Origin of the sequence: Streptomyces sp. NPDC091209 (assembly GCF_044757755.1) — a bacterium.
GTDB lineage: Bacteria > Actinomycetota > Actinomycetes > Streptomycetales > Streptomycetaceae > Streptomyces.
Map to the genome: position 1 here is coordinate 218,562 of NZ_JBIVVR010000008.1, position 26,327 is coordinate 244,888.

At 71.9% G+C, this 26,327-nt stretch carries 21 protein-coding genes and 1 pseudogene; 6 read left to right on the top strand and 16 right to left on the bottom strand.

Annotated elements, in window-relative coordinates; all coding sequences use genetic code 11:
• Nucleotides 1-105 precede the first annotated feature (105 nt).
• The gene (locus ACIQRL_RS24390; protein ID WP_401334944.1) at nt 106-846 is read left to right on the top strand and encodes a DUF4142 domain-containing protein; all 741 of its coding nucleotides are present in this window, start codon (nt 106-108) and stop codon (nt 844-846) included.
• Nucleotides 847-954: 108 nt separating this feature from the next.
• Here ACIQRL_RS24390 and ACIQRL_RS24395 read toward each other — a convergent pair whose 3' ends face one another.
• From ACIQRL_RS24395 to ACIQRL_RS24425, 7 genes are all read right to left on the bottom strand, one after another.
• A complete protein-coding gene (locus ACIQRL_RS24395) occupies nt 955-1,593 on the bottom strand; it encodes a nitroreductase family protein (protein WP_401334947.1) in 639 nt (212 codons plus the stop codon).
• Nucleotides 1,590-2,489: a hypothetical protein gene (locus ACIQRL_RS24400; RefSeq protein ID WP_401334949.1), complete on the bottom strand. Its 900-nt coding sequence runs from the start codon at nt 2,487-2,489 to the stop codon at nt 1,590-1,592. Before ACIQRL_RS24400 ends, ACIQRL_RS24395 begins: the two co-directional genes overlap by 4 nt.
• Nucleotides 2,490-2,658: 169 nt before the next feature.
• Nucleotides 2,659-3,642 (bottom strand): ScbA/BarX family gamma-butyrolactone biosynthesis protein, encoded by a 984-nt coding sequence (locus tag ACIQRL_RS24405; protein WP_401334951.1) that lies wholly within the window; start codon nt 3,640-3,642, stop codon nt 2,659-2,661.
• Nucleotides 3,643-3,653: 11 nt separating this feature from the next.
• A complete protein-coding gene (locus tag ACIQRL_RS24410; RefSeq protein ID WP_401334954.1) occupies nt 3,654-4,598 on the bottom strand; it encodes a nucleoside-diphosphate kinase in 945 nt (314 codons plus the stop codon).
• The gene (locus ACIQRL_RS24415) at nt 4,595-5,746 is read right to left on the bottom strand and encodes an SDR family oxidoreductase (RefSeq protein ID WP_401334957.1); all 1,152 of its coding nucleotides are present in this window, start codon (nt 5,744-5,746) and stop codon (nt 4,595-4,597) included. The genes ACIQRL_RS24410 and ACIQRL_RS24415 overlap by 4 nt, the downstream gene beginning before the upstream one ends.
• Nucleotides 5,747-5,813: 67 nt before the next feature.
• Nucleotides 5,814-7,511 carry a hypothetical protein gene (locus ACIQRL_RS24420; protein ID WP_401334960.1) on the bottom strand — a complete coding sequence of 566 codons (1,698 nt, stop codon included), beginning with the start codon at nt 7,509-7,511 and terminating at the stop codon, nt 5,814-5,816.
• On the bottom strand, nt 7,508-10,291 hold the full coding sequence (locus ACIQRL_RS24425) for a phosphoenolpyruvate synthase (protein WP_401334962.1): 2,784 nt from the start codon (nt 10,289-10,291) through the stop codon (nt 7,508-7,510). Before ACIQRL_RS24425 ends, ACIQRL_RS24420 begins: the two co-directional genes overlap by 4 nt.
• A gap of 516 nt (nt 10,292-10,807) precedes the next feature.
• Here ACIQRL_RS24425 and ACIQRL_RS24430 point away from each other — a divergent pair.
• Nucleotides 10,808-12,709, top strand: a complete 1,902-nt coding sequence (locus ACIQRL_RS24430; RefSeq protein WP_401334965.1) for an arabinofuranosidase catalytic domain-containing protein — start codon at nt 10,808-10,810, stop codon at nt 12,707-12,709.
• A 179-nt stretch (nt 12,710-12,888) separates the two neighbouring features.
• A complete protein-coding gene (locus tag ACIQRL_RS24435) occupies nt 12,889-13,746 on the top strand; it encodes a ribonuclease BN (protein WP_401334968.1) in 858 nt (285 codons plus the stop codon).
• A gap of 62 nt (nt 13,747-13,808) precedes the next feature.
• Here the strand turns inward: ACIQRL_RS24435 and ACIQRL_RS24440 are convergent, their stop codons facing one another.
• The 4 genes from ACIQRL_RS24440 to ACIQRL_RS24455 form a co-directional block, all read right to left on the bottom strand.
• Nucleotides 13,809-14,594 carry a hypothetical protein gene (locus ACIQRL_RS24440; RefSeq protein ID WP_401334969.1) on the bottom strand — a complete coding sequence of 262 codons (786 nt, stop codon included), beginning with the start codon at nt 14,592-14,594 and terminating at the stop codon, nt 13,809-13,811.
• Between the two features lie 158 nt (nt 14,595-14,752).
• A complete protein-coding gene (locus ACIQRL_RS24445) occupies nt 14,753-15,490 on the bottom strand; it encodes a YoaK family protein (RefSeq protein ID WP_401334972.1) in 738 nt (245 codons plus the stop codon).
• Nucleotides 15,491-15,832: 342 nt separating this feature from the next.
• Entirely contained in the window at nt 15,833-17,431 is a 1,599-nt protein-coding gene (locus tag ACIQRL_RS24450; protein WP_401334975.1) for a glycerol-3-phosphate dehydrogenase/oxidase, read from the bottom strand.
• Nucleotides 17,428-18,036, bottom strand: a complete 609-nt coding sequence (locus ACIQRL_RS24455) for a TetR/AcrR family transcriptional regulator (protein ID WP_401334978.1) — start codon at nt 18,034-18,036, stop codon at nt 17,428-17,430. The genes ACIQRL_RS24450 and ACIQRL_RS24455 overlap by 4 nt, the downstream gene beginning before the upstream one ends.
• A 74-nt stretch (nt 18,037-18,110) precedes the next feature.
• Here ACIQRL_RS24455 and ACIQRL_RS24460 point away from each other — a divergent pair, with 74 nt between their 5' ends.
• Complete coding sequence (locus tag ACIQRL_RS24460) at nt 18,111-19,700, top strand: FAD-binding oxidoreductase (protein ID WP_401334980.1); 1,590 nt, start codon at nt 18,111-18,113, stop codon at nt 19,698-19,700.
• 181 nt (nt 19,701-19,881) lie between these two features.
• Nucleotides 19,882-20,763, top strand: a complete 882-nt coding sequence (locus ACIQRL_RS24465; protein ID WP_401334982.1) for a diacylglycerol kinase family protein — start codon at nt 19,882-19,884, stop codon at nt 20,761-20,763.
• A 57-nt stretch (nt 20,764-20,820) separates the two neighbouring features.
• Here ACIQRL_RS24465 and ACIQRL_RS24470 read toward each other — a convergent pair whose 3' ends face one another.
• Both ACIQRL_RS24470 and ACIQRL_RS24475 read right to left on the bottom strand, forming a co-directional pair.
• Nucleotides 20,821-21,774, bottom strand: a complete 954-nt coding sequence (locus tag ACIQRL_RS24470) for an Ig-like domain-containing protein (RefSeq protein WP_401334985.1) — start codon at nt 21,772-21,774, stop codon at nt 20,821-20,823.
• A gap of 314 nt (nt 21,775-22,088) precedes the next feature.
• Nucleotides 22,089-22,856, bottom strand: a complete 768-nt coding sequence (locus ACIQRL_RS24475) for an alpha/beta hydrolase (protein ID WP_401334988.1) — start codon at nt 22,854-22,856, stop codon at nt 22,089-22,091.
• Nucleotides 22,857-23,234: 378 nt separating this feature from the next.
• Between ACIQRL_RS24475 and ACIQRL_RS24480 the strand changes: the two genes are divergently transcribed.
• Entirely contained in the window at nt 23,235-24,023 is a 789-nt protein-coding gene (locus ACIQRL_RS24480) for an SAM-dependent methyltransferase (RefSeq protein ID WP_401334990.1), read from the top strand.
• 51 nt (nt 24,024-24,074) lie between these two features.
• On the opposite strand, the pseudogene ACIQRL_RS24485 reads toward ACIQRL_RS24480, so the two are convergent.
• The 3 genes and pseudogenes from ACIQRL_RS24485 to ACIQRL_RS24495 form a co-directional block, all read right to left on the bottom strand.
• Nucleotides 24,075-24,261: pseudogene (locus ACIQRL_RS24485) on the bottom strand (fic family toxin-antitoxin system, toxin component); the annotation flags it as partial.
• A gap of 494 nt (nt 24,262-24,755) precedes the next feature.
• Nucleotides 24,756-25,769: an NAD(P)/FAD-dependent oxidoreductase gene (locus tag ACIQRL_RS24490; RefSeq protein ID WP_401334992.1), complete on the bottom strand. Its 1,014-nt coding sequence runs from the start codon at nt 25,767-25,769 to the stop codon at nt 24,756-24,758.
• Nucleotides 25,766-26,299, bottom strand: coding sequence for an isoprenylcysteine carboxyl methyltransferase family protein (locus tag ACIQRL_RS24495; RefSeq protein ID WP_401334995.1), 534 nt, complete (start codon nt 26,297-26,299; stop codon nt 25,766-25,768). Before ACIQRL_RS24495 ends, ACIQRL_RS24490 begins: the two co-directional genes overlap by 4 nt.
• Nucleotides 26,300-26,327: the final 28 nt, after the last annotated feature.

Consider the following 26,327-nt stretch of genomic DNA (forward strand, 5'->3'; position numbering starts at 1 on the left):
ACGCACGACACAGGGCGAGGTGGCGTTTTTTACCCAACACGATGATCAATGGAGCCGCGAGGGCCGTACCACCTGCGAAATCCCATCTTTACGGCAGGAGGCATCATGCCCGTCTCACGCAACTTGGCAGGAGCGGTCTTCGTGGGCGGCGCGGTGGCCCTGACGCTCACCGCGCTGGCCTACCCCACCATGCTGGGCTTCCAGACCACGTCCAGCGCCCAGACCCGCGTCATCGCGAACACGCAGTGGGGCCCGCTCACCGAGGCCGACCGCGACTTCGTGGTCAAGGTCCGCGCGGCCGGGCTGTGGGAGTACCCCTTGGGTGAGATCGCGCTGAAGAAGGGCTCGACACCGGCGATGCGGGAGGCCGGCAAGCACCTGATCGTGGGACACGCCCGCCTCGACGATCTGGACCGCAAGGTAGCCGTACAACTGAACATCACTCTGCCGAACCAGGCGTCTCCGCAGCAGCAGCAGTTCGTGGCGACCTCGGTCGCCCAGAACGGCAAGCAGTTCGACACGACCGCCGCGAATATCCTGCGCGTCACGCACGGGAGCATCTTCTCGGTCATCGCCAAGGTCCGCGCCACCACCGAGAACTCGCTCGTACGCGCGCTCGCGGACCTCGCGAACGACACGGTCCTCGACCACATCACCATGATGGAGAAGACCGGCACCATCGACTTCGCCCAGGTGCTCGCCCAGCAGACCGCCCCGCCGACGCTCCCCAAGGACCAGCTCACGCCGCCCCCGCCGCAGCCGGGTGCCCCGATGGTCGTCCTCACCGCGCGGCCCGACCTGAACGTGCACACCGACTCCCCGACGCCCAGCCCGACGGTCGGCTGACCGCCGCACCGCACCCGGGCAAGGCCTGGCGGGAACACGGACGCCCGGGCGCCTCCACGGCACCCGGGCGTCGGCGGTTCGGATCAGCAGGGGCAGAAGACGCTCATGTCATTGCCAGCCGTTGTGGTGCAGGACCTGGTCCAGAGGCAGCCGTGGCCCCGGACGGAACGTGCCGCGCAGCGGGTGGGCCGTCGGCAGCAGCGCGCCCTGCCGGACGGTGGGCGGCAGACCCAGCAGGTCGGCCACCTCCCGCTCCCGGTCCAGATGGACCGCCGTCCACGCGGTGACCAGTCCACGGCTGCGGGCGGCCAGCGCGTAGCTCCAGGCAGCGGGGAGCAACGACGCCCACAGACCGGCCTGGTTGCCCGTCGGCAGCCGTTCGTCGGCCAGTTCGAGGCAGGGGATGACCAGGACCGGCACCCGGTGCAGCCGGTCAGCCAGCGCACGGGCGGCGGTGAGCACGGAGCGCGACGCGTCGGGCCGCTCCGCCAGTCGCTCCAGCGCGGCGGAGTTGCGGTCGTAGAACGCGGCTCGGTACACCTCGGCGACGGCCGCGCGGATCGGCGGGTCGGTCAGCAGGATCCATCGCCAGTTCTGCCGGTTGTTGCCGTTGGGGGCCTGCAGGGCGATCCGCAGACAGTCCTCGACCAGGGCCGGGTCCACCGCCCGCTCCAGGTCCAGGCCGTAGCGCACGCAGCGCGTGGTGGTCAGCAACTCCTCACTGGACAGGGGAAGTTCGTCGGTCATCGCAGCAGCGCCGCCATGACCGCCAGTGCGAGGTAGGTGGCCACGACGAAGCCCGTCGCGGAAGTCATCGGCCACCCGCCGCGTCCGGCCGCCAGGAATCGACGAGCGGCCCGTGCGGGCAGGACGGCCGCCAGGCAGGGCAGCAGCGCGAGCGGGCCGCGCGGCGCGAACAGCAGGACCTGGCAGCCGACCGCCCCGGCCGCGAAACCCGCGGTGACCAGGGCTGCGCGGCGCGGACCGAGGCGGCCCGAGTACAGGCGGGCACCGGGTGGAGCCTCCCAGGCCGTCTTGCGGGCGAACTCGAAGTGCAGGAAGACGCAGGCGCACAGGGCGAGCAGTGCCGCACCGCGCCAGTCCGCCGTGACGGTCCCCGCGGCGACGAGCGAGCCGTAGACATAGCCGCCGAGCAGCAACTGCACCGGGTAGGTGACCGCGAGGTTCAGCAGCAGCCGGTCGCGCACCGCGGGCGACAGGCCTTCCAGTACGGCGAGGAACAGCCCGTATCCGAGGGCCGCGAGGATCAGCAGGGCGTCGGTGGCCGACCGGACCGCGTTCAGGCCCGTCACCACCGAGGTGATCACCGCCATCGCGCCGCGCAGTTCGGTCGAGGTGATGGCGCCGGTGACGAGCGGCCGGTCCGGGTGGTGGACACGGTCGTGGTCGAGATCCTTCTGCTCGTCCAGCATCCGCATGAACAGCAGCGCCAGTACGACGCTGACGACCCGCACCCAGGTGGCACCGGACGGACGCCAGGCGGTGCCGGTCGCGGCCACCGCGGAACCCTCCAGTGCGAGGACCCACAGCAGTCCGTAGGTGACGTAGATCCGCGGCCGGAACATGCGCAGCACGAACCGGCCCAGTCTGGCGGGCACTTGTGGAGCGGCGACGGCGGTCACTGCGGGGACCTTCCGGTCGGGTGCGTGTCGGAAGCGTGTGGGGTACCTGTCGGCTGCCTTCGGGTGCCGGCGGTGCGCGTGGACGGGTGCTTGTGGGGTGAGCTTGCGGGGTGGGTGCTTGTGGTGTGGGCTTGCGGGGCGGGTGCTTGTGGGATGCGTGCGGGATGGTTCACGCGGCCGCGTGGGTCGTCGGCGCCGCGAGGGCACGTGCCGGTCCGGCGGTGTCCGGATCGGCGAGCCTGATCCGGGCCTCGGCGGCCAGGGCGCCGGGCTGGCGCAGGGTGCACTCGATGTCGGCGCCGGGCAGGACCGGAGCGGTCCGGCACTCCAGCGGCAGGTCCATCTCGGCGAAGCGCCGGAACCGTGCGGCCAGAGCGACCGGCAACGCACCGGCCGTACGGACGGTTCCGGCGGCCGTGGCCGCGCGCAGGGCGAGTTGGCGGAAGGCCTCCAGCTCCAGCATGCCGGGCACATGGTCCACCCAGTGGTCGTACAGGGTCGGATGCGTGGTCTCGGCGAACAGGCGCGCCGTGTGGGTGCCGTCGTTCGCGATGCGCGGCGGGGAGATGACCGTGTTGGCGGGGGCGCGTCGGCCGACGAGGGCGGGGTCGATGTGTGGTCCGCGCAGGGCGACGGGCACGGCGGGCAGGCCGAGCGCGCCGCGCTGTCCGGCACGCAGACTCGCCCAGTCCTCGGGGGGCATCCAGGAGTAGTCGATGTGGGCCAGCAGGGCCTCGCGTGCGCCGATGGTCAGGGTGAAGCGCAGCCGCAGGCCCCTCACTCCGGCCCGGGTGCGGAACCGCCGCTCGATCCGGGTGGCGATGACCGCTTCGGTGGGGCCGTCGCCGCGCGTGCGGGCCACCGGGTCCGGCACCTCGAACTCGACCGCTCGCAGCAGGAACTTGTGCCCCGGCGGGACGCCGAGGCTGCGGTGGGCCACCACGAAGATGCCCTGCCTGCACGCCTCGAGGAGCAGGAAGGGATCGTGGCGGGTGCGGGATCCGAGGGTGTCGTCGTAGAAGGCGTGGCGGCGGGGGAACCGGGCGGCCAGCAGCGTCTCGTCCTCGCTGTGGCGTTCGGCGTCGGTCAGGAAGACCTCCGCGACGGCGGAACGGTGCACGAGGTCCTTGGGAAGTGTCCGGGTGAACTGCACGGGCCTCCCCCTCAGTTCGCGGTGGAGCGGACAGTGCCCAGGTGCCGGCGCCAGGCGTCCGCGTCGGCTCCGTCCAGCACGGGCGCGCGGCCGGGCTGTCGCATGGGGAGCACCTTCGAGCCGACGATGACGGTGTCCCACGGATCGAGGTCGATCCCGCGTTCCCACGCGAACTCCAGCAGCCCGCACGGGGTGGCGATGGGGTCGGCACCGCCGTGCCGGGAGACGGCCTCGCGCAGCCGTGACACGGCGGGGTCGAAGTCGAGGGCCCGGGGCTTGGCGGCGGCGTACAGCCGGCCGGTCAACTCCAGGGCGTCGGCGGTTCGGTCCTCTTCGGCGAGGGCGGAGCGGAACAGGCGGTCGCGCGCGGTGTCGTCGAAGTGGACGGCCAACTCGCGCAGGACGTCGGCGGGTTCGTCGGGAGTGTGCGCCAGGTTCAGCAAGTAGCTGTAACGGCCGAGGAGATGACGGAGCTGGCCGGGCCGGCGGGCGTCGGGGTCGGTGGGCCCCTTGAGCCGGGTGAGTTCGACCGAGGCGGGCACGTCCAGGTCGTGGTCGGCGCGGACGAGCAGGACGAGGGCGTCGGCGTCCTCCAGGAAGAGTGCCGCCAGCCGCCTGCGGTAGGGGGTGGCGAGGTTCCACTGGAAGTACCACAGGGAGCGGATCATGGTGCGGGTCAGTCGGGTGACCGCCGCGCCGACGATCCTGAAGCCCTGCCCGGCCAGCCAGTCCACGGCCGCGTCCAGCCTGCGGGCCACGACGGCGTCCGGCTTGAGCAGCAGCGCGGCGTGCCGGTGCGCGAAACCGGTGATGTCGTCGGTGAGGGCGGCGAGTTGCTCGTAACCCTCCTGGAAGTAGGTGTCGGCGCCGTACAGCCGTCGCTTGTCGGGGTGGCAGGTCAGCAGAGGGGACACCGGTATGCCGTACGAGGGCTCGGCGAGGTGGGCGGGGGTCATCGGTGGGTGCTCCCTTCGGGGCGGGCGGCGGCCGGCTCCCTGCGCGGGGGCGGGCCGAGGTAGCCGGTCGCGAGGCAGTGGTCCAGGAGCCGGCGCAGGTACGGCCGTCCGCCGGACGGAGCCGGGCGGTGGCCGAAGACCTCGGCGTGCGCGGCGTCGAAGCGCACGCGGCGCCGGAAGTAGGGGGCGTACAGGGACACGATCCGTTCGTAGTAGGGGCGTTCGCGGTCGGGTAGCGCCGTGGCGGAGAACGCTGACGGGGGGACGAACCGCGGCACGTGGAAGGCCGGGTACTCGGCGAGGACGTCGGACATGTCCCGCAGGGTCAGTTCGTGGCCGACGGCGTGCAGGGTGCGGCCTCCGGCCTCATGGAAACGGGTGGCGGCCGCGGTCACCAGGTCGGCGACGCGGTCGACGGGGACCAGGTCGAGGACGGCGTCGTGGTGGCCGGGCACGGTGCGCACCAGGCCCCTGGTGAGGACCCGGAGCACGGGGTAGACGGTCTTGAGGTCGCGGACGCGGCCGGTGCGGGTGGCGCCGGTGACGATGCTCGGGCGGACCACGGTCACGGGCAGGCCGTCTCCCGCGGCCTTGCGGACCAGCGCCTCGGCGGCCAGTTTGCTCTTCTCGTAGTCGTTGCCGGGGCGTTGCCCGAGGTCGAGTTCGTCCTCGTACGCGATCCCGTCACGTTCTCCGCACACGTAGGCGGTGCTGACGTACACCAGTGGCGTACGGCCTGTCAGGGCGAGGTCCAGGATGTTCCGGGTGCCCTCGATGTTGACGCGCTCGTACCGGTCCTTGGGCAGTCCGAAGTCGGTGACGGCGGCGCAGTGCACGATCCGGTCGGCGGAGGCGGCGAGCCGCCGGTCGTCGTCGCTCAGGCCGAGGCCGGGGCGGGTGATGTCGCCGCCGATCCGGGTGAGGGCGCCCGGACCGGGGGTGAGTCTTCTGCCGTTGTTGCGGACGAGGTCGCCGTTGCGGTGCAGCAGCGCCAGCACGGTGTGGCCCGCGGCGGTGAGCCGGGCGGTCACCTCGGCGCCCACGAATCCGCTGGCACCGGTCACCAGGACCGTCATCGGCTCGGACGTCGTCGGCTCGGACGTGACCGGATGGGACGTATCCGGATCGGACATGATCGGATCGGGCATCGGGGGATCCTCCGCGCGGAGCGTGGGGTGGGGTGTTGTCCGGGTGTCGTCCAGGAGCCGGGTGCCGTCACGGGGCCTGGTGGGGCCGGTCCCCGTTGCCGGCCAGCAGGTCGCGGGCCTCTTCGATGGGCAGCTCCGCGCCCAGATGGGCGCCGATACGCAGCCAGTCGTGGCCGAGTTGCAGCGTCGCCCGCCAGGTGTCCGCGGAGTCGAAGGAGAGCGGGAAGGAGTCGGCGCCCACAGCCCCGCGCACCAGGGCGATGAAGAAGCGCAGTTCCCCGAGGAGAGCGTCGCCTTCCTTGGCCGAGTCCACACCGAACCGGAGCAGATCCCCGGCGCGTGCCCCGAGCGGCCATGCGGCGGGCGGCAGCAGGTCCATTCGGCGTACGAGGTCGGAGTCGGCCGGCAGCGGATTGACTCCGTGGGCACTGACCAGTCCGCGCAGCGCGGCGTGCACGGCGCGCCGGGCGGTGAGTTCGGCGACCCTCCACTGACCGCGTTGCAGGGCCCCGGTCAGATCCTCGACCGCGTTCTCGACGACCACGTTGGACCACACCAGGGCCATGGCGGCGGCGGCGAACCGGTCGGCCGGCACGGGCATCAGGTCGACCGCCCGGGGTCGGCGGACCGACGCGCCGCTCACCGACAGCAGCGGCTGCGCCGTGGAGGGCGGCGGGGTTACGGGGCCGGGCGGGGCGGCGAGCGGCAGCGAGGGGGTGACGGTGCCGCCGCCCTTCCAGGACAGGCGGATCAGTCCGTAGCGCAGGAAGACGGCGAGCAGCGGGCCGGGGTCACGGACGCCGGTGCCGGCGGCCCGGGCCAGCACTCGGGGCAGCGGCTTGCCGAGGACGAGGGAGCGCCAGACGGTTCCGGCCTCGTCGCCGAGCGCGAACACGTCGCGTCGGCCGCGGATGACGTGGACCCGCTCGCCCGTCTGCCAGGTGGTCACCCCGGCCACGCGTCGGACGGTCAGCCGCTCGGGCTGCCGGGGGACGTCGGCGATTCCGAGACTCTCGGCGAAGTCGAGGCAGGCGGCCAAGTGGGCTTGGGCGGTGCCACCCTGGATGTCGTCGTCGAGGTCGATGTCGGCGTGGGCGTGGGCGTCGGCGTCGGCGGGGTGGAGAGCGGCCGCTTCCAACTCCCAGTAGCGGTCGCGTATGTCGGCCCGGCCGGCCCGGTCCAGTTGCATGGACAGCCACTTGGGTTCGAGATAGGTCTCGCCCAGGCCGGCCGCCCATGACTTGACGCTCTGGACGAGTGCGGCGCGGGTCCAGTCGAGGGCCTCGTCGCGCTCACCGAGGCACTGCAATGCCATCGCGTGCCGCAGGGACTGACGGGCCCGGTGCGCCCACCAGTCGGCGGTGATCCGGCGGAACCGCTCCAACGGCAGCATCGCCTTCACCTCCTCCACCAGGGCGTGGCCGCGCAGCGGGTGGCTGTGCAGCACCCGCTGGCAGCGGTTGAGGAGATCCTCGGAGAGCCGGCCGGGCCGCTCGGCTCCCTGCTCCACCGCCCTTGACTGGTCGGCGAGTTGGCGCACCGAACGGGTGCGGATCTCCACCCGTCGTCCGTCCACGAAAAGCAGCGACGGCATGGTCGGCAGGTCCTCGTCGCAGCGGCCGATGAGCAGGAAGTCGATGTCGGAGGAGGGGTTGCCGAACCCCTCCGCGATGGATCCCTCCAGGGTCACGGCCCAGTCGCCCGGGGGCAGTTCGGCGAGGGACTTGTCGAGCAGGTCCTGCAGACGGTCCTCGCTCAGGATCACTGATGGGCCTCCGTTCGGGAGCTGTCCGCCGCGGCGGTCGCGCTGTCGCCGGGCGGGTCGGCGAGGACGGCGACCGTCCCGGCGGCACCGTCGACCCGCAGCCGGGTGCCGGTGCGGATCTCGGTGGTGGCGCCCTTGACCTGCACCACGGTCGGAATGCCCAACTCCCTTGCCACGACGGCGACATGAGTGAGCGGGCTGCCGCGTTCGATGACGAGGGCGGCGGCCGAGGGCAGCGCGGTCACCCATCCCGGGTCGGTGCGGTAGGTGAGCAGGATGCCGCCGCCGACGTCGCGCGGGGTGTCGATGACGACGGCGGGTCCTTCGGCGACGCCGGGGCAGCAGGGGACGCCGCGCAGTTCGCGGGCACCGCTGCGGGCGGCCGGGCCGCCGGTCCAGCCGGCCCGTTCCAGGTTGCCCGACCAGTAGGGGGCGCCGCGGGTGGTGAAGCGGGACGGGGCGTGCAGCTCGCTGTCGGCGGCGAGTCGCCCGCGGCGCAGCGCCACCAGGTCCCGCAGTTCGGTGTGGGCGATCATGCCCTCGTAGGCGCCCCTGATCTCCTCCAGGCGCAGCAGGAACACGTCGTCCCAGGCGTCGATGGCACCGGCGCGCGCGAGATCGCGGCCCAGCGCGCGCAGCATGCGCTTGGCCGCTCCGAAGGCGCGGGTACGGCAGAACCTCAGCCGTTCCCGGTCGGCGAGCGCCGCGCGGGCCTTGCCCCGCACCCGTTCGTACAACAGACGCCGCGGGCCGGTCAGTTGCTCGTCGAGGTAGGCGTCCGCCTCGCCGCTACGATCCGGTGTACGGCTGTCGCCGGTCTCCGGCAGCGCGTCGCGCAGCAGGGCGAACAGTCCCGCGGGGTTCTCGTGCAGATCGGGGACCTCCAGCTTGAGTTCGTCGGGGCTGCGGTAGCCGTAGTCGGCGATGTAGGCGTCGACGGCGGCCAGGAACCGGGTGTGGCCGGCGTCGCGCAGCGCCCGGTGGGCCTCGGCGTCGGGGGTGCGCTCCAGCAGGCGCGGGATCTCGTCGTCGGCGCGGGCCTGTGCGGCCAACTCACGCAGCGCCCACACCGGTTCGGCGGACTCCACGCCGCTGCCGGGGGCTGCCGCGGCCCAGGTGAACCACTCGGGCGCGCCCGGCAGCCATCTGCGGGTGAGCAGGGCGAGCAGTCCCACGGAGAGCAGGATGGTGGCGTCCAGGGTCTGCATCGGGCCCCATTTCTCGATGAGTTCCCGTTGCAGCCGCCGGAATCGACGGTAGGTCTCGTCCCCGGGCAGGGTTTCGTAGTCGACATTGTTGAATACCGCGTAGGCCCGATAGAAATCTCGGTGAAACGTCTCCACCGATTTCCGGATGGTGAGGAATCTCGCCGCGAAGATCGCCGTACGTGTCAGGCGTGCGATCCGGCCGCGCAGTCCGGGCCGGGGCGTGAACGGTTGGAGCGTGTCGGCGACTTCGTCGGAAACGCTCTCGGCGACGCCCAGGGATTTCTCCAGGACGCGCCGGTTGAGCCGGTACAACGGGGCGAGGCGCACCATGCGGTACCAGTGGAACAGGTTGTAGTAGACCCGGCCGTGGACATAGCCGAGCAGGTGCGGGGTCCACTCCTGCACCGCGCGCAGTTGCTCCCCGCGGACGCCCAGGGCGCGGGCGTAACTGTCGTATACCTTCGCGTAGGTGTCGGCGGCGAAGCTGTAGGTGAGCGGGGACACGACCCCGCTGAAGCTTTCGATGATGTTGGAGTTGTCCCAGATCCGCAGGTCTCCCCCGGGCTCCGGGACGAGGCCTGCGGCCGGTCCGAGGGTGGTGACCGGTCCGAGGGTGGTGACCGGTCGGCTCTGCAGGATCCACAGGGTGCCCTCGGCGATGGCCCATTCGATGTCCTGGGGGGCGCCGTAGCGAGCGGTGACACGGACCCCCGCCTGGTGCAGCCGGGCGAGGTCGGCGGCGGTCAGGGCCGGCGCCGCGCGGTCCTCGTCGGCGACGGGTGACACCCGGCAGCCGGCTCCGGACCCGGCGTCGTAGCGCTCCTGTTGGCCGCCGATCACCGTGGCCAGCGGCTCGCCGGTGGTGGCGTCCAGGACGACGGTGTCGGCGTCGACCGCGCCGGAGACCAGCCCCTCCCCCAGCCCGTGGACAGCGCTCACGACATGCCGGTCGGTACGTCCGGTCGTCGGGTCTGCGGTGAACAGCACGCCGCTGCGCTCGGCGGCCACCATGCGCTGCACGACCACCGCCACGCCACCGGCGTCGGGCGGCAGCCCGTGTCGCGCGCGGTAGCGCAGGGACCGTTCGGAGAACGCGGAGGCCCAGCAGCGGCGGACGTGGGCGACGACCTCGCCGAGGCCGCGGACATTGAGGAAGCTGTCGAACTGGCCGGCGAAGGAGTGGCGGGCGCCGTCCTCCTGCGCCCCGGACGAGCGCACGGCCACCGCGCCGCCGCCGGCCAGCCCGTAGGCCAGTCCGATGGCGTCGGTGACATGGTCGTCGAACGGCGCGGCCTCGATCAGACGGCCGATCTCCTCCGCGATCCGCCCGGCGTCCGACTCCCAGCCGTCGGTGAGCAGTTGCGCCAGACGCTCGTCCAGTCCGCCGCCGCGGCAGAATTCCGCGAATACGTCCAGGCCGATGATCGACCAGCGCGGTACTTGAAATCCGGACGCGGTCAGGGTGTACAGGTTCTTCCCTTTCCCACCGGCCCATTCGATGGTAAGGGATTCGTCACTGGATGGCGTGAGAACGTGCAGGGACCGATGTTCGGATCCCGTGGTGGGCGACAACGCGTTTCCCCTCCAAGGGTGTTACTCGACCTCGCCCGAATGTTGCACAGCGAAGCCGGTCAAAAAAACTCCGGCGGGCCGCCGTAGACGCTTTTCGGTCGTCGTAGGCTTTTCAAATTCCCATCCGTAAGCCGCTGTTCAGGGCGAGCGCCGCGGGCGCGCCGGGTAACGGGACGATCAGGCCGAAGTGGGTCACCCCGGCTCGGACGGCGGGCCGGGCCGCGGCGGGCGGCACCCGGCGGCACCACCGCATCCGTCCGGATCGGCACGACGCTCCGGTGGAGCGAGGAGCTTGCGGCCGGACAGCGCACCGCACCGCACCGCACCGCACCGCACCGGCAATTGGTTGCCACAAAACCACATATTCGGACACAGGCAAGAGTCGACCAGAAAGGAAAGCAACAAATATTGACGCAATCGACCAACGCGCGTAACTTCCGACGCAGTCGTCAGGCAGCCTGAACTCGGCTGTTCCGAGGGCGAGTTGTAGCTCCACCCTCCACCTTGGGAGCACACATGCGCAGAAGAAGATCTGCCTCCTCGCGTCTCTTCCCCTCTCCGGCGGCCGGGCCGGTACCCCGATGGGCTCGACTGCGTCGCGCCCTGCTGTCCGTCGCCGCCGCCCTCGGCCTCCTGGTGACCGTTCTGGTCGCGATGCCCGGTGTCGCCCAGGCGGCGGGATCGCAGCCCTGCGACATCTACGCCGGCGCGGGAACCCCGTGCGTCGCCGCCCACAGCACGACCCGCGCGCTGTTCTCGGCCTACAACGGTCCGCTCTATCAAGTCACGCGTGCCTCCGACGGCGCGACCGCCGACATCGGGCTGCTGTCGGCCGGCGGTTACGCGAACGCAGCCCAGCAGGACAGCTTCTGCGCGAACACCACGTGCAGCATCTCCAAGGTGTACGACCAGACGTCCCGCCACAACGACCTGTTCCCCGGCCCCGCGGGCACGGCCGGAATGGGTGCCGACCGAGGCGCGGACGCGAGTGAGCTGGCCGTCACCGCCGGCGGCCACAAGGTGTACGGGATCTGGATCTCCCCCGGTGTCGGCTACCGCTCGCACGGCGCCGCTTCGGGCGTCGCCGTGAACGGCCAGCCGGAGGGCGCCTACATGGTCGCCAGCGGTACCCACGTCGGCTCCGCCTGCTGCTTCGACTACGGCAACGCGGAGTCCACCCCGGCCGACACCGGCAACGGCCACATGGACGCCGTGTCCATCGCCACCACCTGCTACTTCGCGCCGTGCAGCGGATCCGGCCCCTGGATCGAAGCCGACCTGGAGAACGGCATGTTCCAGGGCGACAACGGCTCCAACACCGCGAACAAGGGCAACAACAGCACGTACGTGACCGCCGTCCTGAAGAACAACGGACAGACCACCTACGCGCTGAAGGGCGGCAACGCACAGACGGGCGGGCTGTCGACCTGGTGGGACGGAGCACTGCCCACACGCGGCGGCTACCGGCCGATGCAGCAGGAGGGCGGCATCATCCTGGGCACGGGCGGCGACAACAGCAACTGGAACATGGGGTCGTTCTTCGAGGGCGTCATGGTGTCGGGCTATCCGACCGACGCGGCCGAGAACTCCGTCCAGGCGAACATCGTCTCCGTCGGCTACGCGGGCCAGACCAACGTCCCGAACGGCCCGCAGGCCACCGTCACCGGCCCCGGGAACCAGTGCGTCGACGTGGCCGCCGACGACACCGGGGTGAACGGCACCGCCGTACAGCTGTGGAACTGCCAGTCGTACGCCGAGGACCAGCACTGGACGCACAACGCCAACGGATCCCTCGCCACCATCGGCCGGTGCCTGGACATCATCGGCAACGGCACCGCGAACGGCACCCAGGTCGAACTGTGGGACTGCAACGGGGTCGGCGGCCAGAAGTGGGTGCAGCGCGCCGACGGTTCGCTGTTCAACCCGCAGTCGGGCCGCTGCCTGGACTCCCCCAACGGCGCCACCGCCAACGGCACCCGTCTGCGGATCTGGGACTGCAACGGCTCCGCCGCGCAGAACTTCGCCGTCAACGCGGGCGCGCCCGTCATCGGACCGGGCGGCACCTGCGCCGATGTGGCCGGCGACGACAACGGGTCCAACGCCACGGCCGTACAGCTCTGGGGCTGCCAGTCGTACGCGGTCGACCAGCACTGGTTCCACAGCTCGGACGGGCGGCTGCACACGCTGGGCCGCTGTCTCGACATCATCGGCAACGGCACCGCCAACGGCACCCAGGTCGAACTCTGGGACTGCGGCTCGGCCGGCGGACAGATCTGGCAGCAGCAGGCCGACGGCTCTCTGCTCAACCCGCAGTCGGGCCGCTGCCTGGACTCCCCCAACGGCGCCACCGCCAACGGCACCCGTCTGCAGATCTGGGACTGCAACGGGGCTGCCGCCCAGAAGTTCGCACTGGGCTGACCCCGTCTCGTCGCCCCTCGGCCCGGCCGGACCGCTCGACGTCCGGCCGGGCCCGCCCATGACGCGGGGCACGGATGTCCCACCGTCGGCCGCCCTCCGCGGGATTCGGCGGAGACCAGGCCAACACGGCTCTCTCCCCGAGCTGTTGGAAAGGCCGCCGACTGTGGTAATCGATCTGCATGCCGAAGAAGGCTCCCCCGGCCGACGACCACCGCGGCCAACCACCCGCGCGGGTACGGGTGTGCCGGGCGCTGCGCGATTCCCCGGCAGGCCGGGGATTGCGGCGGAGCAGAGCGATCGAACTCGGGCAGAGGTCACTGAGCTTCGCGGCGCTCGGCTTCCTCACCCTGGTCCCCCTCCTGATCGTCGTCTCGGCCGCCGATCCGGCGCACGGGCGCGGGTTCGCGCAGTGGCTGGGCGACGGGCTCGGGGTGTCGGGAGCCGCCCGGCACCAGGTCGCGCGGCTCTTCTCCGGGCCCGCGCAGGTCCTGCAGACCACGACCGCGTTCGGCCTCGCCGCCCTCGCCGTGTTCGGTCTGAGCTTCGGGGCGGCGGTACAGACCGGCTACGAGAAGGTCTGGGACCTGCCGCCGGCCCGCTGGTACGCGCGATGGCGCCAACTGGTGTGGCTCGCCGTGCTCATCGGATCCCTGTACGTGTCCGCGACCACCACGTTGTGGCGCCACTCGGCCGTCGGCACCCTGACCGCGACCCTGACCGCCGTCCTGTTCTTCTGGTGGTCGCAGTGGATGCTGCTCGGCGGCCGGATCGCGGTGAGGGCCCTGTTGCCCGGCGCGTTCCTCACCGCGCTGGGCCTGCTCGGTCTCCGGTTCTTCTCACGCCTGGTCTTCTCACCGCTCATCGCTTCCAGCGCCGTCACCTACGGCCCTTTCGGCACCGTCCTGGTCGTCCAGTCCTGGCTGGTCGGAGTGGGCGTCGTCGTCTTCGCCGGCGCGTTGCTGGGGCGACTGGCGTCCGAGGAGATCTCCACCGTGGCACGGGCTTTGAAGGAGCGTGCGCGCGATCGAGAGCGTTGACCGCGGGCGGCCGGGTTCGACAACACGGACGTACGGCGCCTCGAACCCCGGTTCACACCACGTCAGTTGGACCGCTCCAGCTCGGCGTCGGGCTGCCCGGCTGACGAGGACGCCGGGGACGGCTCCCGGTCCCAGTACAGAGCGAGGACGGTGACCGGGACCGCCACCACCGCCCAGACGATCACCGTCATGACGACAGCCGTCCAGGCGTCCCAGAAGTGACCGGCGCAGAAGGCCGCGGCCGCGGGTACGACGATCACGCCGACACCTTTGCCTCCGCCGAACGAGACCCGCGGAAGGGCGGGGCGGCCGGTGGCAAGCCGGCGTGCCCGCCGGCCGGCGCCGAAGGCCGCGACAAAGGCCAGGGCCGCCGACCAGAGAGCCATCAGTGCGACGGCGACGAAGACGGTGGCATCCTCGTCCGGCAGCCCGGGAAGTGTCTCGCGGACGCCGTCCTGGCTGACGGCGACCAGAACGTTCCGCCAGGTGGTGACCTCCACCTGTTCCCCCGGCTTGATGCGCTCCGACAGGTCACCGTGTCGGTCGAGGTCGATCGGCTGATCGGCAGGGGCCGGCATCGGCGGCCGCAGCCGCACCCGGAAGACCGTCGCCCTGCCGCTCTTGGCCGATTCGACGCTGAGCACCGTCCCACGCGTCGTGCGCGTGCAGTTCGTCACGTCCGGTGCCGCCGTTTCGCCGTGGCACGGGCGGGCGGCCAGGAACGCCTCCTCCGTGGCGACCTTCCCGGGAACGAAGGCGCTCGGGCCCGCCATCCCCGCCAGCAGGGCCAGCCCGAGCAGCGCCCAGGCCGCCGAACGGCTCCACTCCTGCCGGATCCGTGCCGACACCCACCTGTCCACCGTCCGCGCAGCCACTGCCGTGTCCCCTTCGTTCCGGGAGCAGCAGTCAGCCACACACACCCGATCGGCCGACAGGATACGACTAGGAAGCGTTGAACTCCCGCTGCGCTGCCAGTGTCCGGCAACATCGAGGGGCCCCCGGGCGTTCAGCCGATGAGCTCCGGCGAGAGCAGGCGGTACCGGGCCAGGAGTACGTTGAGCGCGGCGATGACCAGGACCGCGGCCGCGATGGCGAGCAGCGCGTGGCCCGTCCCCCACGGGGTGATGAGGGTGCCCAGGGCGCCGCCCGCGAAGATTCCGAGGACGGTCGCGACGAGCCGGCCCCGGATCGTGGGCCGCTGCTCGGTCGCGGGAGTGGCGCCGGTGAGGCCGTGGATGAGGCGGACCAGCGACACCTGGACCAGCAGGGTCGGCATCCCCGGAACAGCCGCGCGCAGGGCGGTGTCCGCGCGCAGGCCCATGGCGAAGCCGACCATGGCGATGACCAGGTTGTCCGGGTGGTCGATGAGTGAGCCGGAGCCGTGCCGCCACAGGGCCGTCGCCCCCGCGAGCGCGAGGAGCACCCCTTCGACGGCCAGGGCTGCCGCGAACCAGTGCCGGTGTCGTGCGACGAGAACACGGGTGGCGAGGGCCCCGACCGCGGCCCCCAGGACGAAGGCGATCAGGGCGACGGCGGGGCGGGCCACCGGCACCTGTCCCTCACCGGCGACGGCGAAGGACAGGAAGAGCAGATTGCCCGTGGCCAGGGCGGTGAAGACGTGTCCCATGGTCAGGAAGCTGACCGCGTCGACCGCTCCCGCCAGGACGGTGAGGGTCGCCATGACGACGGTCCGCTGACGTTCACGCCGTGCGTCCGACCACGTTGGTCCGGCTTCGTCGCTCATGGGGTCAGTCTCGGGAACCCGGACTCCGCAGCCGTGGTGGCCGGGCCGATACGCGATACGCGTGCCGCCAATGGACGGTGCGGCGGGGCCCACCGTCGGTGTGTCGCCCTGCCCGACCGGTTCCGACGCGCGCCTCGGCGGTGGGTGTGCGCTCGGAGCGTCACCACGTGCGATGGAGCCGGCCGTCCGGCGGACCGGCCGTGCCCGAGGCCCGGGACGCCGCATGGCTCCACCACGCGCCACCGCGGACGGCACGGGCGCCTCGGGGGCGGCACGGGCGGTGGGACGGTGCCGCTTTCGGACCGGTTCAGGGCCGTCCGTCGGCGGCGGTCCGTGACGGTGTCAGGCAGGCCGGGCGGCGGCCGCGTCGAGGGCTTCCCGGGCGGCGGGCACGGCCGCCGCCCGGTCCTGCGGCACCAGGCCGATGCGGGTACGCCGGTCCAGGAGGTCGGCCTCGTCGAGGGCGCCCTCGTGGAGCACGGCCCACAGCAGCGCGGCCCGTGTGACGGGGTGTCCGGGCACCACGGGCTCGTTCAGCTCGGGGTCGCGTGCGCCGAGCGCGTGGACGGCGGGGGCCTCGGCGCCGTAGCGGCGGATCAGATGGGCGGGTGCGGCCAGCGAGCCGAGCCGGTGCGGGGCCGCGGCTCCGACCAGCGGCAGCGAGGCGGTGGGGGAAGGACCGGCGCGGAGACTCCGGGCGTCGATCGCCGCGTCCACGGCGTCCTGTGCCATGCGCCGGTACGTGGTGAGCTTGCCGCCGACCACGGTGGTCACTCCGTCGCCAGAGGTGAGAACGGCGTGCCGGCGAGAGATGTCGGAGGTGCGGGCGGTCTCTCCCGAGCGGGTCGGCGCGGAGTCCAGCAGCGGGCGCAGCCCCGCGAAGGCGCCAACGACGTCCTCTCGCCTGACCGGTGTGTCCAGGGCGGAGCCCAAGACGTCCAGCAGGAAGCCGATGTCCGACTCGGGCACCTGCGGCACATCCGGTATGTCCCCGTCGACGGGTTCGTCGGTCAGGCCGACGTACACACGGCCGTCGTCCTGCGGCAGGACCAGGACGAATCGGTTGGTCTCGCCCGGGATCGGGATGTGCAGGCCGGCGGGCAGCGGCCCGAACAGGTCGGCGCGCAGGACCAGATGGGTTCCGCGGGAGGGGCGGATGCGGATGCCGTCGACCAGGTCGCCCGCCCACACGCCGGAGGCGTTGATGACCGCGCGGGCCCTGATCTCGCCCTGCTCCCCGGTGAGTTCGTCCCGGACGGCGGCGCCGGTCCCGCGGACCTCCAGGGCCCTGACCCGGGTGAGGATCTTCGCGCCGTGGACGGCGGCGCTGCGGGCGAGCGCGGTGACGAGGCGGGCGTCGTCGGTCACCTTGCCGTCCCAGGACAGCAGGCCGCCGCGCAGTCCGCCGGGGCGCACGGACGGTGCCAGGTGGCGGGCCTCCACCGCGGAGAGTCGGCGCGGCGCGGGCAGGGTGGCGCGGGAGGTGCGGGCCGCCAGCCGCAGGGTGTCCCCGGCCCTGAATCCGACCCAGGCCAGGGATGCCTGACCGCGCGACACCAGCGGCGTCAGGGGCAGGACGAAGGGCTGGGCGCGCACCAGATGGGGGGCGGTGCGCTCCATGAGGACCCCGCGTTCGACCGCGCTCTCGTGGGCGACGTCGAGTTGTCCGGAGGCCAGGTAGCGCAGTCCGCCGTGGATGAGCTTGGAACTCCAGCGCGAGGTGCCGAAGGCGAGGTCGTGGGCGTCGACGGCGACGACGCTGAGACCGCGCGCGGCGGCGTCCAGGGCGACGCCCGCGCCGGTGGCGCCGAGCCCGACGACCAGGACGTCCACCACGTCGCCGCCCACGGCCTCGGTCAGTTCACGGCGGCGGCGGGCGGCGGAGAGCGACGATCCGGGGGCCGGGGCCGCCGGGCCGGACGGACTGCTGGTGGGGCTCATGGCGTGAGGGTCCTCTCCAGAAGGATGCGCAGCTCGTCGAGAAAGGCGGCGCTGGTCAGTTCGGGGTCGTCCTCGTCGGTCATGGTCCGCAGCGACAGGGTGAAGGACTGGACCACGAGCAGCACGGCACGCGCCTGCCGTCTCGTGGGCGCGAGCCGCACCGACCCGTCGGCGTGCCCCTCCGCCAGGGAGTCGGCGAGGAGGCCCAGGAGAGCTTCCTGACTGGCTCCGCGGCGGTCCAGTACGTAGGGCAGCAGCAGTTCGGGATCGACATCGATGATCTTGCGGAAGAGCGGGTGGGCGCGGAATGCCTCGATCCCGGCCACCAGTCCGTCCACGATCAGGGAGCGCGTCGACTGGCCGGGCCGCCGCTCCGGCATGGCGCCGGTCGCCGCGTCGACCCACTCACGGGTCATCAGATCGCCGACCAGCGACCGCACATCGGGCCAGCGCCGGTAGAGGGTCATGCGCGAGACGCCGGCGCGGCGGGCCACGTCGGTCAGGGTGGTGCGCCGGACGCCCACGGCCAGGACGCAGTCGCGTACGGCGTCGAGGACGGGATCGCTGTCCGAGCGTTCCGACTGGTTGTGACGAATAGGCGCCATGTGTAACAGTGTAACGCCCTGTGCGGCCGTGCGGGAGACGGCGCGTCGCGAACCGACCGATGAGGACTACGTTCATGGACATGCTGTGGAGTGGCTGGGGCGACCCGGCCAAGGCGGCGCCGCTGCCCGACGCGGTGACCGGCCTGCTGCGGGATCTGCTCGGCGTCAAGCCGCGGGACACCGGCGTACACGCCCTTGAGGAGATCTCCGTCCCCGAACCCCCGTCCGCCCTCGTCCTGAGCGCGCTGGCGGACGCCGTCGGCGGTGCGGACCAGGTGCTCACCGACACCGAGAGCCGCGTGAGGCACACCCGCGGAAAGTCCACGCCCGACCTGCTGAAGATCCGCGCGGGCGACGCCGGGGACGCCCCCGCGGCCGTCGTCCTGCCCGCCACCCACGACGAGGTGCTCGCCGTGCTGCGCGCCTGCGCGGAACACGGCCTCGCCGTCGTCCCGTTCGGCGGCGGTACCTCCGTCGTCGGCGGCCTCGCCCCCGAGCGGAGCGCCTTCGTCGCCCTCGATCTGCGCCGGATGAACGGCCTGCTCGACATCGACCCCGTCTCCCGCACGGCCACGTTCCAGCCGGGCCTGCGCGCCTCGGACGCGGAGGCGCTCCTCGCCGAGTACGGGTTCACCCTCGGGCACTTCCCGCAGTCCTACGAGTGGGCCACCATCGGCGGATTCGCCGCGGCCCGGTCCAGCGGACAGGCCTCCGCCGGATACGGCCGCTTCGACGAGATGGTCCTCGGCCTCACCGTCGCGACCCCGGAAGGCACCCTGGACACGGGCCGCGCGCCCCGCTCGGCGGCCGGCCCCGACCTGCGGCAGCTGATCCTCGGCTCCGAGGGCGCCTTCGGGGTCATCACCTCCGTCACCGTACGGATCAGGCCGCTGCCGCAGACCCGCATCTACGAAGGGTGGCGGTTCGCGTCCTTCGAGGAGGGCGCCACCGCCCTGCGCCGGCTCGCGCAGGACGGACCGCGCCCCACGGTGCTGCGGCTGTCCGACGAGACCGAGACCTTCGTCGGTCTCGCCCAGCCCGACGCCATCGGGTCGGCCGGGGCACCGCCGGACGCCGGATGCACGGCGATCGCCGGGTACGAGGGGACCGAGGACGACACGGCGTACCGTCGTGAGCGGGCCGCCGCGGTCCTGCGCGCGGCCGGAGGCACCTACCTGGGCGCCGAGCCCGGTGAACGCTGGGCGCACGGCCGCTATTCGGCGCCCTATCTGCGCGACGCGCTGCTCGACGCCGGGGCCTTCGCGGAGACCCTGGAGACCGCGACCTTCTGGTCACGCATTCCCGAGCTCTACACGGCCGTGCGCACCGCGCTGACCGAGACGCTCTCGGCCGCGGGAACCCCGCCCCTGGTCATGTGCCACATCTCGCACGTCTACGAGAACGGCGCCTCGCTCTACTTCACCGTCGTCTCCGCCCAGGGCGAGGACGCGGTGGCGCACTGGGCGCCGGCCAAGCGGGCCGCCAACGAGGCCGTCCTGAGCGCGGGCGGAACCATCAGCCACCACCACGGAGTGGGCACGGACCACCGCGACTGGTATCTCCGGGAGGCGGGGCCGCTGGGCGTCGAGGCCCTGCGCGCCGTCAAGCGACGGCTTGACCCCGACGGCCTGCTCAATCCCGGGATCCTGCTGCCCATCGACTGACCACCACCGTGAACGCCGCCCGGCGGCCTCGGGGCCGCCGGTGCGTCATCCGGCTCCGGCTCCGACGCCGCTGCCGCGCCCGGGATCCGGCTCCGCTACGGCCGCGGCTACGGCTTGTCGCCGTGTTCAGGATCCGCCCCAATCCCCTTCGTCCCACCCGACACCGCCCGGAGGCACACCGATGCGACAGTTCACCGCCGTCGTCAACCCGACCGCGGGCGGCTCCACCGGGGCGGCGGCGCTGCTCCCGGTCGCCCGTCTGCTGCGAGAGGCCGGAGCCGGACTGGAGACCGAGTACAGCCGCAGCCTGGCCCACGCCCAGGAACTGGCGCTGAGCGCCGGGGAGCAGGGCCGGGTGGTCCTCGCCGTCGGCGGCGACGGGATCGCCGGGGGCATCGGCGGCGCCCTCAGCGGGACGGACACCGTACTGGGCCTGGTACCGGCCGGCCGCGGCAACGACTTCGCCCGTGCGCTCCGACTGCCCACCGCCGCGGAGGACCTGGCGCGCGTCCTGCTGCGTCACGAGCCGCGACGCGTCGACACCATCGAGGTGGAATCGGCTGCGCACTCCCGAACCGTGGTCCTGGGCAGTGTCTACGCGGGCGTCGACGCGCTCGCCAATCAGTACGCCAACAACGCGCGTGTGCTGCGCGGGGCCGCCTCGTACTACGCCGGGGGTCTGCGCGCGGTCACCGGCTGGCGTCCGGCGTCGTACCGCGTCACCGTCGACGGCGACGAACATCTGCACCGCGGCTACACCGTCGTGGCCGCCAACTCCGCCTACTACGGCTCCGGGCGCATCATCGCCCCGGCGGCCCGGACGGACGACGGCCTGCTGGACGTCGTCATGATCCGCCAGGCCCCGCGCCGGCTGTTCTTCACCCTGATGAACGAGCTGAAGACCGGCGCCCACACCGAGCGGCCCGAAGTGGTGATCCTGCGGGGCCGGGAGATCCGCATCGAGGCGGACCGGCCCGTGCCCTACGGGGCCGACGGGGAGGTCGAGGCCGTCCTCCCCGTCACGGCCCGGGTGCGGCCGGGCGATCTGGCCATGCTCTTCTGACCAGGCTGGACCCGGTGCACCGGCTCGTCCGCGACGGACCCGTCGCGGACGCGCACGTCACCCGGCGGTGGATTCGCCGCTCGCGCTGCCCGCCAGCCACTGGTCCCAGCTCAGGTTGAAGGCGGCGTAGCCGTTGTCGGCCGACGCCTTCGCCCGCGGGGAGCCCGTGACGGAGACCGGGTCGCCCTGCTTGACCTGGCCGTAGAACCACTTGGCGTCGGACATCGACAGGTGGACACAGCCGTGCGAGCCCCGGGCACTGCCGCTGCCGGGGTTCGGGTCACCCGTCGAGTAGTGGACGTACGTGCCGGACTGGGTGAGGTGGACATCCCAGGGCAGCGTCAGGTCGTAGTAGTTGGCGGCGCCCTTGGTGCAGCTGATGCCGACGCTGCACGAGGTCATGTGGACCTTCTCCTGCTTGTCGATCACCGCCATGACGCCGTTCCACGTCGGGTACTCGGCGCTCCCCGCGTTGATCGACAGCGTGCGCACGGGCGCGCCGTTCTTCGTCACCTTCATGGTGTGTCCGGTGACGGACACATCCGCGCGGACGTCATCGCCGACGGTGAAGTCGTGCACGTAGGAACGCGTGCCGAAGCGGCCGTTGCCGTTGGCCACTCCCTTCATGTCAGCGGTGATCTTCACCTTCGTACCGGTGGCCCAGTACGACTTGGGCCGCCAGTCGACCCGCCGGTCCCCGAACCAGTGCCACGCGCCCGTCATCGGCTGGGAGCTGGTCACCTTCATGTGCTTCTCGACATCGGCGCGGGCCTTCTCCCCCACCGGATTCGTGAAGATCACCGAGATCGGCATCGCGACGCCGACCGTGGCACCGGTCTGCGGCGTGATCGTCTCCAGCAGCATCGGTGGCCCCGCGGGCTTCGATGGAGACGGCTTCACGCTGGCCGTCGCCTTGCCTGTCCCGGCCTTTCCGTCGTCGGAACTCGCCTTCGGTGTCCCCCCGCCACAGGCGCTGGTGCCAGCCAGCACCGCGACCATGACGAGTGCCATCGATATACCGCTACGTCGCTTCACATCTACCCCGGCTCACCATTCGTGCCTGTCTCACTGTTCTTTTGGACTACCTGCGTTCCCCCACGGTTGCAGACGATGTGTAAAGCGCGATTCAAAACCCGACACGAGAGGTCCCCCGCGGCGCAGATCGACGGACCCGCGAGACCCTCCCGCCGCCCTCGTACGGCCTCGGCCCGACCGCGCGAACCGGCGAGAAGGCGCGAGGCGACCACGGCATGACGCTCTGTCGGGACGGCGGCGTCGGCGCCCGGCCGGTGGCCGGACGCCGACGCCCGTCAGCTCAGGTCAGGTCACGCCGGTGAGTCGACACCGGCCCGGCCGAGATGCCGTACGAAGAACCGGACAGCGCTGTCGGCCTCGAACCTGGGCAGTTCCTTGTGCCGTCCCGCGTTGGCGTGCAGTGTCTTCTCCTTCGAGGCGAAGGCGTCGAACAACGCGAGACCGGACGCGCGCGGGATGTGCTCGTCGTCCCACTGCAGGTCGAACTCGACCGGAACGGTGATCTGCCGGGCCTTCTCGGCCAGGGCGTCGGGCCAGTGCTGGCCGAAGACCGCGGCCCTGATCCTGGGTTCGATCGCCACGAGCGGCACGCCGATCGCGGTCCCCATGTTGATGCCGAGGTACCCGACCGGCCCCTCCGGGCCGATCTCCGGCAGTTCCTGGAGCGCGTCCAGGGTCGCCTGCCACTCCGGCACGGCACGCTCCGCGAGGTGGGCGTTGTAGCGGACGACGACCGGGCCTTCCGGCTCGCCCGCCGCCCTCGCACGGTACAGCTCGGCGATCTCGCGCTCGTCGTGCGCCGTGCGGGGCCGGCCGCCGTGACCAGGCGCGTCGATCGTGGCCACGTTGAAACCGCCGTCGGTCACGAGGCGGAGCGCACGGCCTGTCATGCCGGGCGCCCTCTTGTGGGTACCGCCGCCGTGCCCCATCAGTACGAGGGGTGCCCGTTCGGAGCCGGATGCGGGGGACCAGAGCACGCCGGTGACCTCACCCACGGTGAAGTCGCGTTCCACGACACCGTTCGACGATGTCTCCGCGGTGAAATGCACAGAATGCATAGGTTGTTGCCTTTCGGGTTCGCCTGGTGGTCGAGGCGCTCCCGGCGACACCTATGTCAAAGGCCGAACCGTGACCAACGGGGGGAGCACCCACATGCATACAGCGTTCATGGGTCTCACCTCCTCGTACGACGTCACGGCCCCTGCAAGCTACCAGCCCGGGCGGTGTCCCGCCCAAGTCTTTTCCTGACGAGGTCCTGGCCTCGGAGCGAGTTCCAGGAGTCACCTCGACCTCCTTCGCCGCGTCGGCCGTGCACGCACAAGTCCGCGCGGTCGGTTCTCGGTCCAACTCCCTTACGGCCGTTACCACATGGCGCTTCCGAGTAGGATGATCGAACACTCGGCCTGCCGCGTTTTCGTGGTGCGATGGGAGCTTCCATGACGATCGACCGACAGTCGTTTCCGACGCTCGACACCAGCAAGGCGCATCCCGCGCGGGTCTACGACTGGCTGCTGGGCGGCAAGGACAACTACCCGGTCGACGAGGCCGTAGGAGAGAAGCTGCCGCCGGAGGCGCGGGACGCGGCCCGGCAGAATCGCGAGTTCATGCACCGGGCGTCCGGCTGGCTCGCGGAGCAGGGCATCGACCAGTTCCTGGACATCGGCACCGGCATTCCGACCAAGCCCAACCTCCACCAGATCGTCCAGGACATCACGCCCACGGCGAAGGTCGTCTACACGGACAACGACCCGATCGTCCTGCGTCACGCCGAGGCGCTGCTGGTCAGCCGGCCCGAGGGAGTCACCGACTACATCCAGGCGGATGTGCGGAGGCCCGAGGAGATCGTCCAACACGCCCGGCACATACTGGACTTCACCCGCCCGATCGCACTGTCGCTGATCGCGCTGATGCATTTCATCCCCGACGAGCAGGACGCCCACGACATCGTCCGCAACCTGATCGCCACCCTGCCCTCGGGCAGCTACCTGGTGCTGTCGCACGCGTCCTCCGACCTGTTCCCGGAGCTCTCCGACCAGGTCACCGCCGAGTACGCCAAGGGCGGCATCCAACTCGGCTTCCGCAACCGGACAGGGGTGCAGAGCTTCTTCGAGGGCCTCGAGATGGTCGAGCCCGGCCTGGTGACGGCGACGGAGTGGTTCAAGTCGGCCCGCAGGCCGAGGCCGGAGGACAGCGGCATCTACGCGGGAGTGGCCCGCGTCCTCTGAGCCGGCCCGGCCCGCCGAGGAGCCGACACACGCAGATCAGATCGCCGCGGATCAGGTCACCGCGGGCCAGGAACGCAGCAGCACGGCGATCCTCGCGACGGTGCAGGCGGGATCGCGGAGCAGATCGCAGATCACGCGGGGCTACGGCGTCGTCCCGGGTGGGTTTCACCGGGACGCCCCAGGCCTCCAGGTACATGACGCCCGTGGCCGCCGCGACGGCCATGTTGGAACGCTCGAGTCGGGGAGAGCTCGCTTCCCGTCCCTTCCGTCCGCGCCCCGGCACCGGGGATCGCGTCCATGCGGGTGGCATATGGGACCGCGGCGAGCCCCCGGAGGCATGACCGGCGTTGTGCAACGTGCCTGCCCACGATCATTCGGAGAGGACGCCCCATGCGTCGAACCATGTTGTTGTCTGTCTGTGCTCTCGTCGCCGCCGCGGCAACCGGATTCTTCACCACCAGCGCGATCCGCAACCGCTGACTCCACGACGCCCGCACGCGTCGTGCAACCCGCACGTGTCCGCGGTGGTGACGGCCGCCCGGCCGCCGTGCCCACCGCGGGCATCCGGCGACACCCATGGGTTCCCGAACGACGTCCCGCACCGGCTCCGGAGACACCCGGGGCACCGACTACCGAGACCGGACGAAAAGGTACAGCTCCGCAGCGACCGCGACGACAGGACGCCGAACGCGGTTCGCCTGAACAGGCCGCGAGACCCCTCTGTCGTAGGCGCTACTGCAACGCGTGCACCGCGGCCGTGAAGACCGGGGGCATCCGGGACGCCATGGGGACGATCAGGCGGGCGGTGCCGGGACGGCGGTTCGCGGTCAGCAGGGCTGCGGTCAGCAGCCGGTGACGGCGTGTCAGCAGCGACCAGATCCGTTCGTAGTCCGTGACGCGTCCCGCAGCGATGCAGCGGACGGCGGCGCCGGCCGTCCCGAGCCCGAGGGCGATGCCCTCCCCGGTGAGGGCGTCCACGTAGCCCGCCGCGTCACCGACGAGCAGGACGCGTCCGGCGACGCGGCGCCGCGCCCGTTGCAGCAGTGGCCCGGCGCCCCGCACCTCGGTCGCCGGGGCCCCGCGCAGCGACGCGGTCAGAGCCGGGAACGCGCCCAGGTGCTCGTCGTAGCCGCGGCGCAGACGGCTGAGGACCGCGACGCCGACCAGGTCGTCGCCGACCGGTGTCACGTACGCCTCGCCGTGCCCCGACCAGTGGACCTCCACGAAGTCCGTCCAGGGCTCGACGCGGTAGTGCCGGCGCAGTCCGTAACGCCGGTGCGCGCTGCCGGGCAGCTCCAGCCCGAGGCCGCGGCGGACGCCGGAGTGCAGGCCGTCGGCGGCGATCAGCCACCGTGCAGTGAATCCCGCGGCGGTGACGGTGTCCGCCGTCTGGCGCACCTCCCCCACCTTGCCCGGCACGATCCGCACGCCGAGGCGCAGAGCACGCTGGTGGAGTGCGTGGTGCAGCTCCGTGCGGCGGATTCCGAGCCCTCTGCGGCCGCGGAAGAGCGCCTCGGCTCGGGCCGTGCCGTCCACGTAGCGGATGCCGCGCAGTTCCATGCCGTCGACCTCGACGCCGAGCGCCCGCAGCGCGGCGACGCCGCTGGGCATGACGCCTTCACCGCAGGCCTTGTCGACGGGCGCGGTCCGCGGCTCGACGACCACGGCCTCAAGACCCGCCAGCGCGCTGTGCATCGCGGCGGCCAGTCCGGCCGGTCCGCCACCGGCGACCAGGACGTCGATCACGCCGGAGCGGAGGTGAGCGAGGTGGTCAGGGCGGCCAGTGCCCGGTTCTCGCACCGGATGCGTACCGTCAGGACGGCCGCGTTGGCCACGGTGAAGACGGCCGCGGTGACCCAGGCGGTGTGCACCAGCGGCAGCGCCACGCCCTCCGCGACGACCGCCACGTAGTTCGGGTGCCGCAGGACCCGGTACGGGCCACGGGCCACCAGCGGAAGGCCGGGCACGACGATCACCCGGGTGTTCCAGCGGGACCCCAGTGTGGCGATGCACCACCACCGCAGTGCCTGGGCGCCCGCCAGCACCGCCACCATCGGCCAGCCGAGGGCGGGGAGGAACGGCCGGTCGGCCAGCCATACTTCGAGCGGGCAGCCGAGCAGCAGGGCGGTGTGCAGGGCGACCATCGCCGGGTAGTGGCCCTGGCCCGCCTCGATCGCGCCGCGAGCGTGGCTCCACCGTTCGTTGCGGCGGGCGACGGCGAGTTCGCCGACCCGTTCGGCGGCGACGGCGGCCACCAGCAGTCCGTACCAGATCATGTGTCCGTGTCCCACCGTTCCATGTCGT

Excerpts from the sequence above, each read along its gene's own strand:
- ACIQRL_RS24415 (WP_401334957.1), bottom strand. The coding sequence starts at position 5,746 with ATGCCCGATCCGATCATGTCCGATCCGGATACGTCCCATCCGGTCACG.
- ACIQRL_RS24395 (WP_401334947.1), bottom strand. The coding sequence starts at position 1,593 with ATGACCGACGAACTTCCCCTGTCCAGTGAGGAGTTGCTGACCACCACG.
- ACIQRL_RS24475 (WP_401334988.1), bottom strand. The coding sequence starts at position 22,856 with ATGCATTCTGTGCATTTCACCGCGGAGACATCGTCGAACGGTGTCGTG.
- ACIQRL_RS24445 (WP_401334972.1), bottom strand. The coding sequence starts at position 15,490 with ATGAGCGACGAAGCCGGACCAACGTGGTCGGACGCACGGCGTGAACGT.
- ACIQRL_RS24390 (WP_401334944.1), top strand. The coding sequence starts at position 106 with ATGCCCGTCTCACGCAACTTGGCAGGAGCGGTCTTCGTGGGCGGCGCG.
- ACIQRL_RS24460 (WP_401334980.1), top strand. The coding sequence starts at position 18,111 with ATGGACATGCTGTGGAGTGGCTGGGGCGACCCGGCCAAGGCGGCGCCG.
- ACIQRL_RS24430 (WP_401334965.1), top strand. The coding sequence starts at position 10,808 with ATGCGCAGAAGAAGATCTGCCTCCTCGCGTCTCTTCCCCTCTCCGGCG.
- ACIQRL_RS24470 (WP_401334985.1), bottom strand. The coding sequence starts at position 21,774 with ATGGCACTCGTCATGGTCGCGGTGCTGGCTGGCACCAGCGCCTGTGGC.
- ACIQRL_RS24495 (WP_401334995.1), bottom strand. The coding sequence starts at position 26,299 with ATGATCTGGTACGGACTGCTGGTGGCCGCCGTCGCCGCCGAACGGGTC.
- ACIQRL_RS24455 (WP_401334978.1), bottom strand. The coding sequence starts at position 18,036 with ATGGCGCCTATTCGTCACAACCAGTCGGAACGCTCGGACAGCGATCCC.
- ACIQRL_RS24480 (WP_401334990.1), top strand. The coding sequence starts at position 23,235 with ATGACGATCGACCGACAGTCGTTTCCGACGCTCGACACCAGCAAGGCG.
- ACIQRL_RS24465 (WP_401334982.1), top strand. The coding sequence starts at position 19,882 with ATGCGACAGTTCACCGCCGTCGTCAACCCGACCGCGGGCGGCTCCACC.
- ACIQRL_RS24450 (WP_401334975.1), bottom strand. The coding sequence starts at position 17,431 with ATGAGCCCCACCAGCAGTCCGTCCGGCCCGGCGGCCCCGGCCCCCGGA.
- ACIQRL_RS24435 (WP_401334968.1), top strand. The coding sequence starts at position 12,889 with ATGCCGAAGAAGGCTCCCCCGGCCGACGACCACCGCGGCCAACCACCC.
- ACIQRL_RS24410 (WP_401334954.1), bottom strand. The coding sequence starts at position 4,598 with ATGACCCCCGCCCACCTCGCCGAGCCCTCGTACGGCATACCGGTGTCC.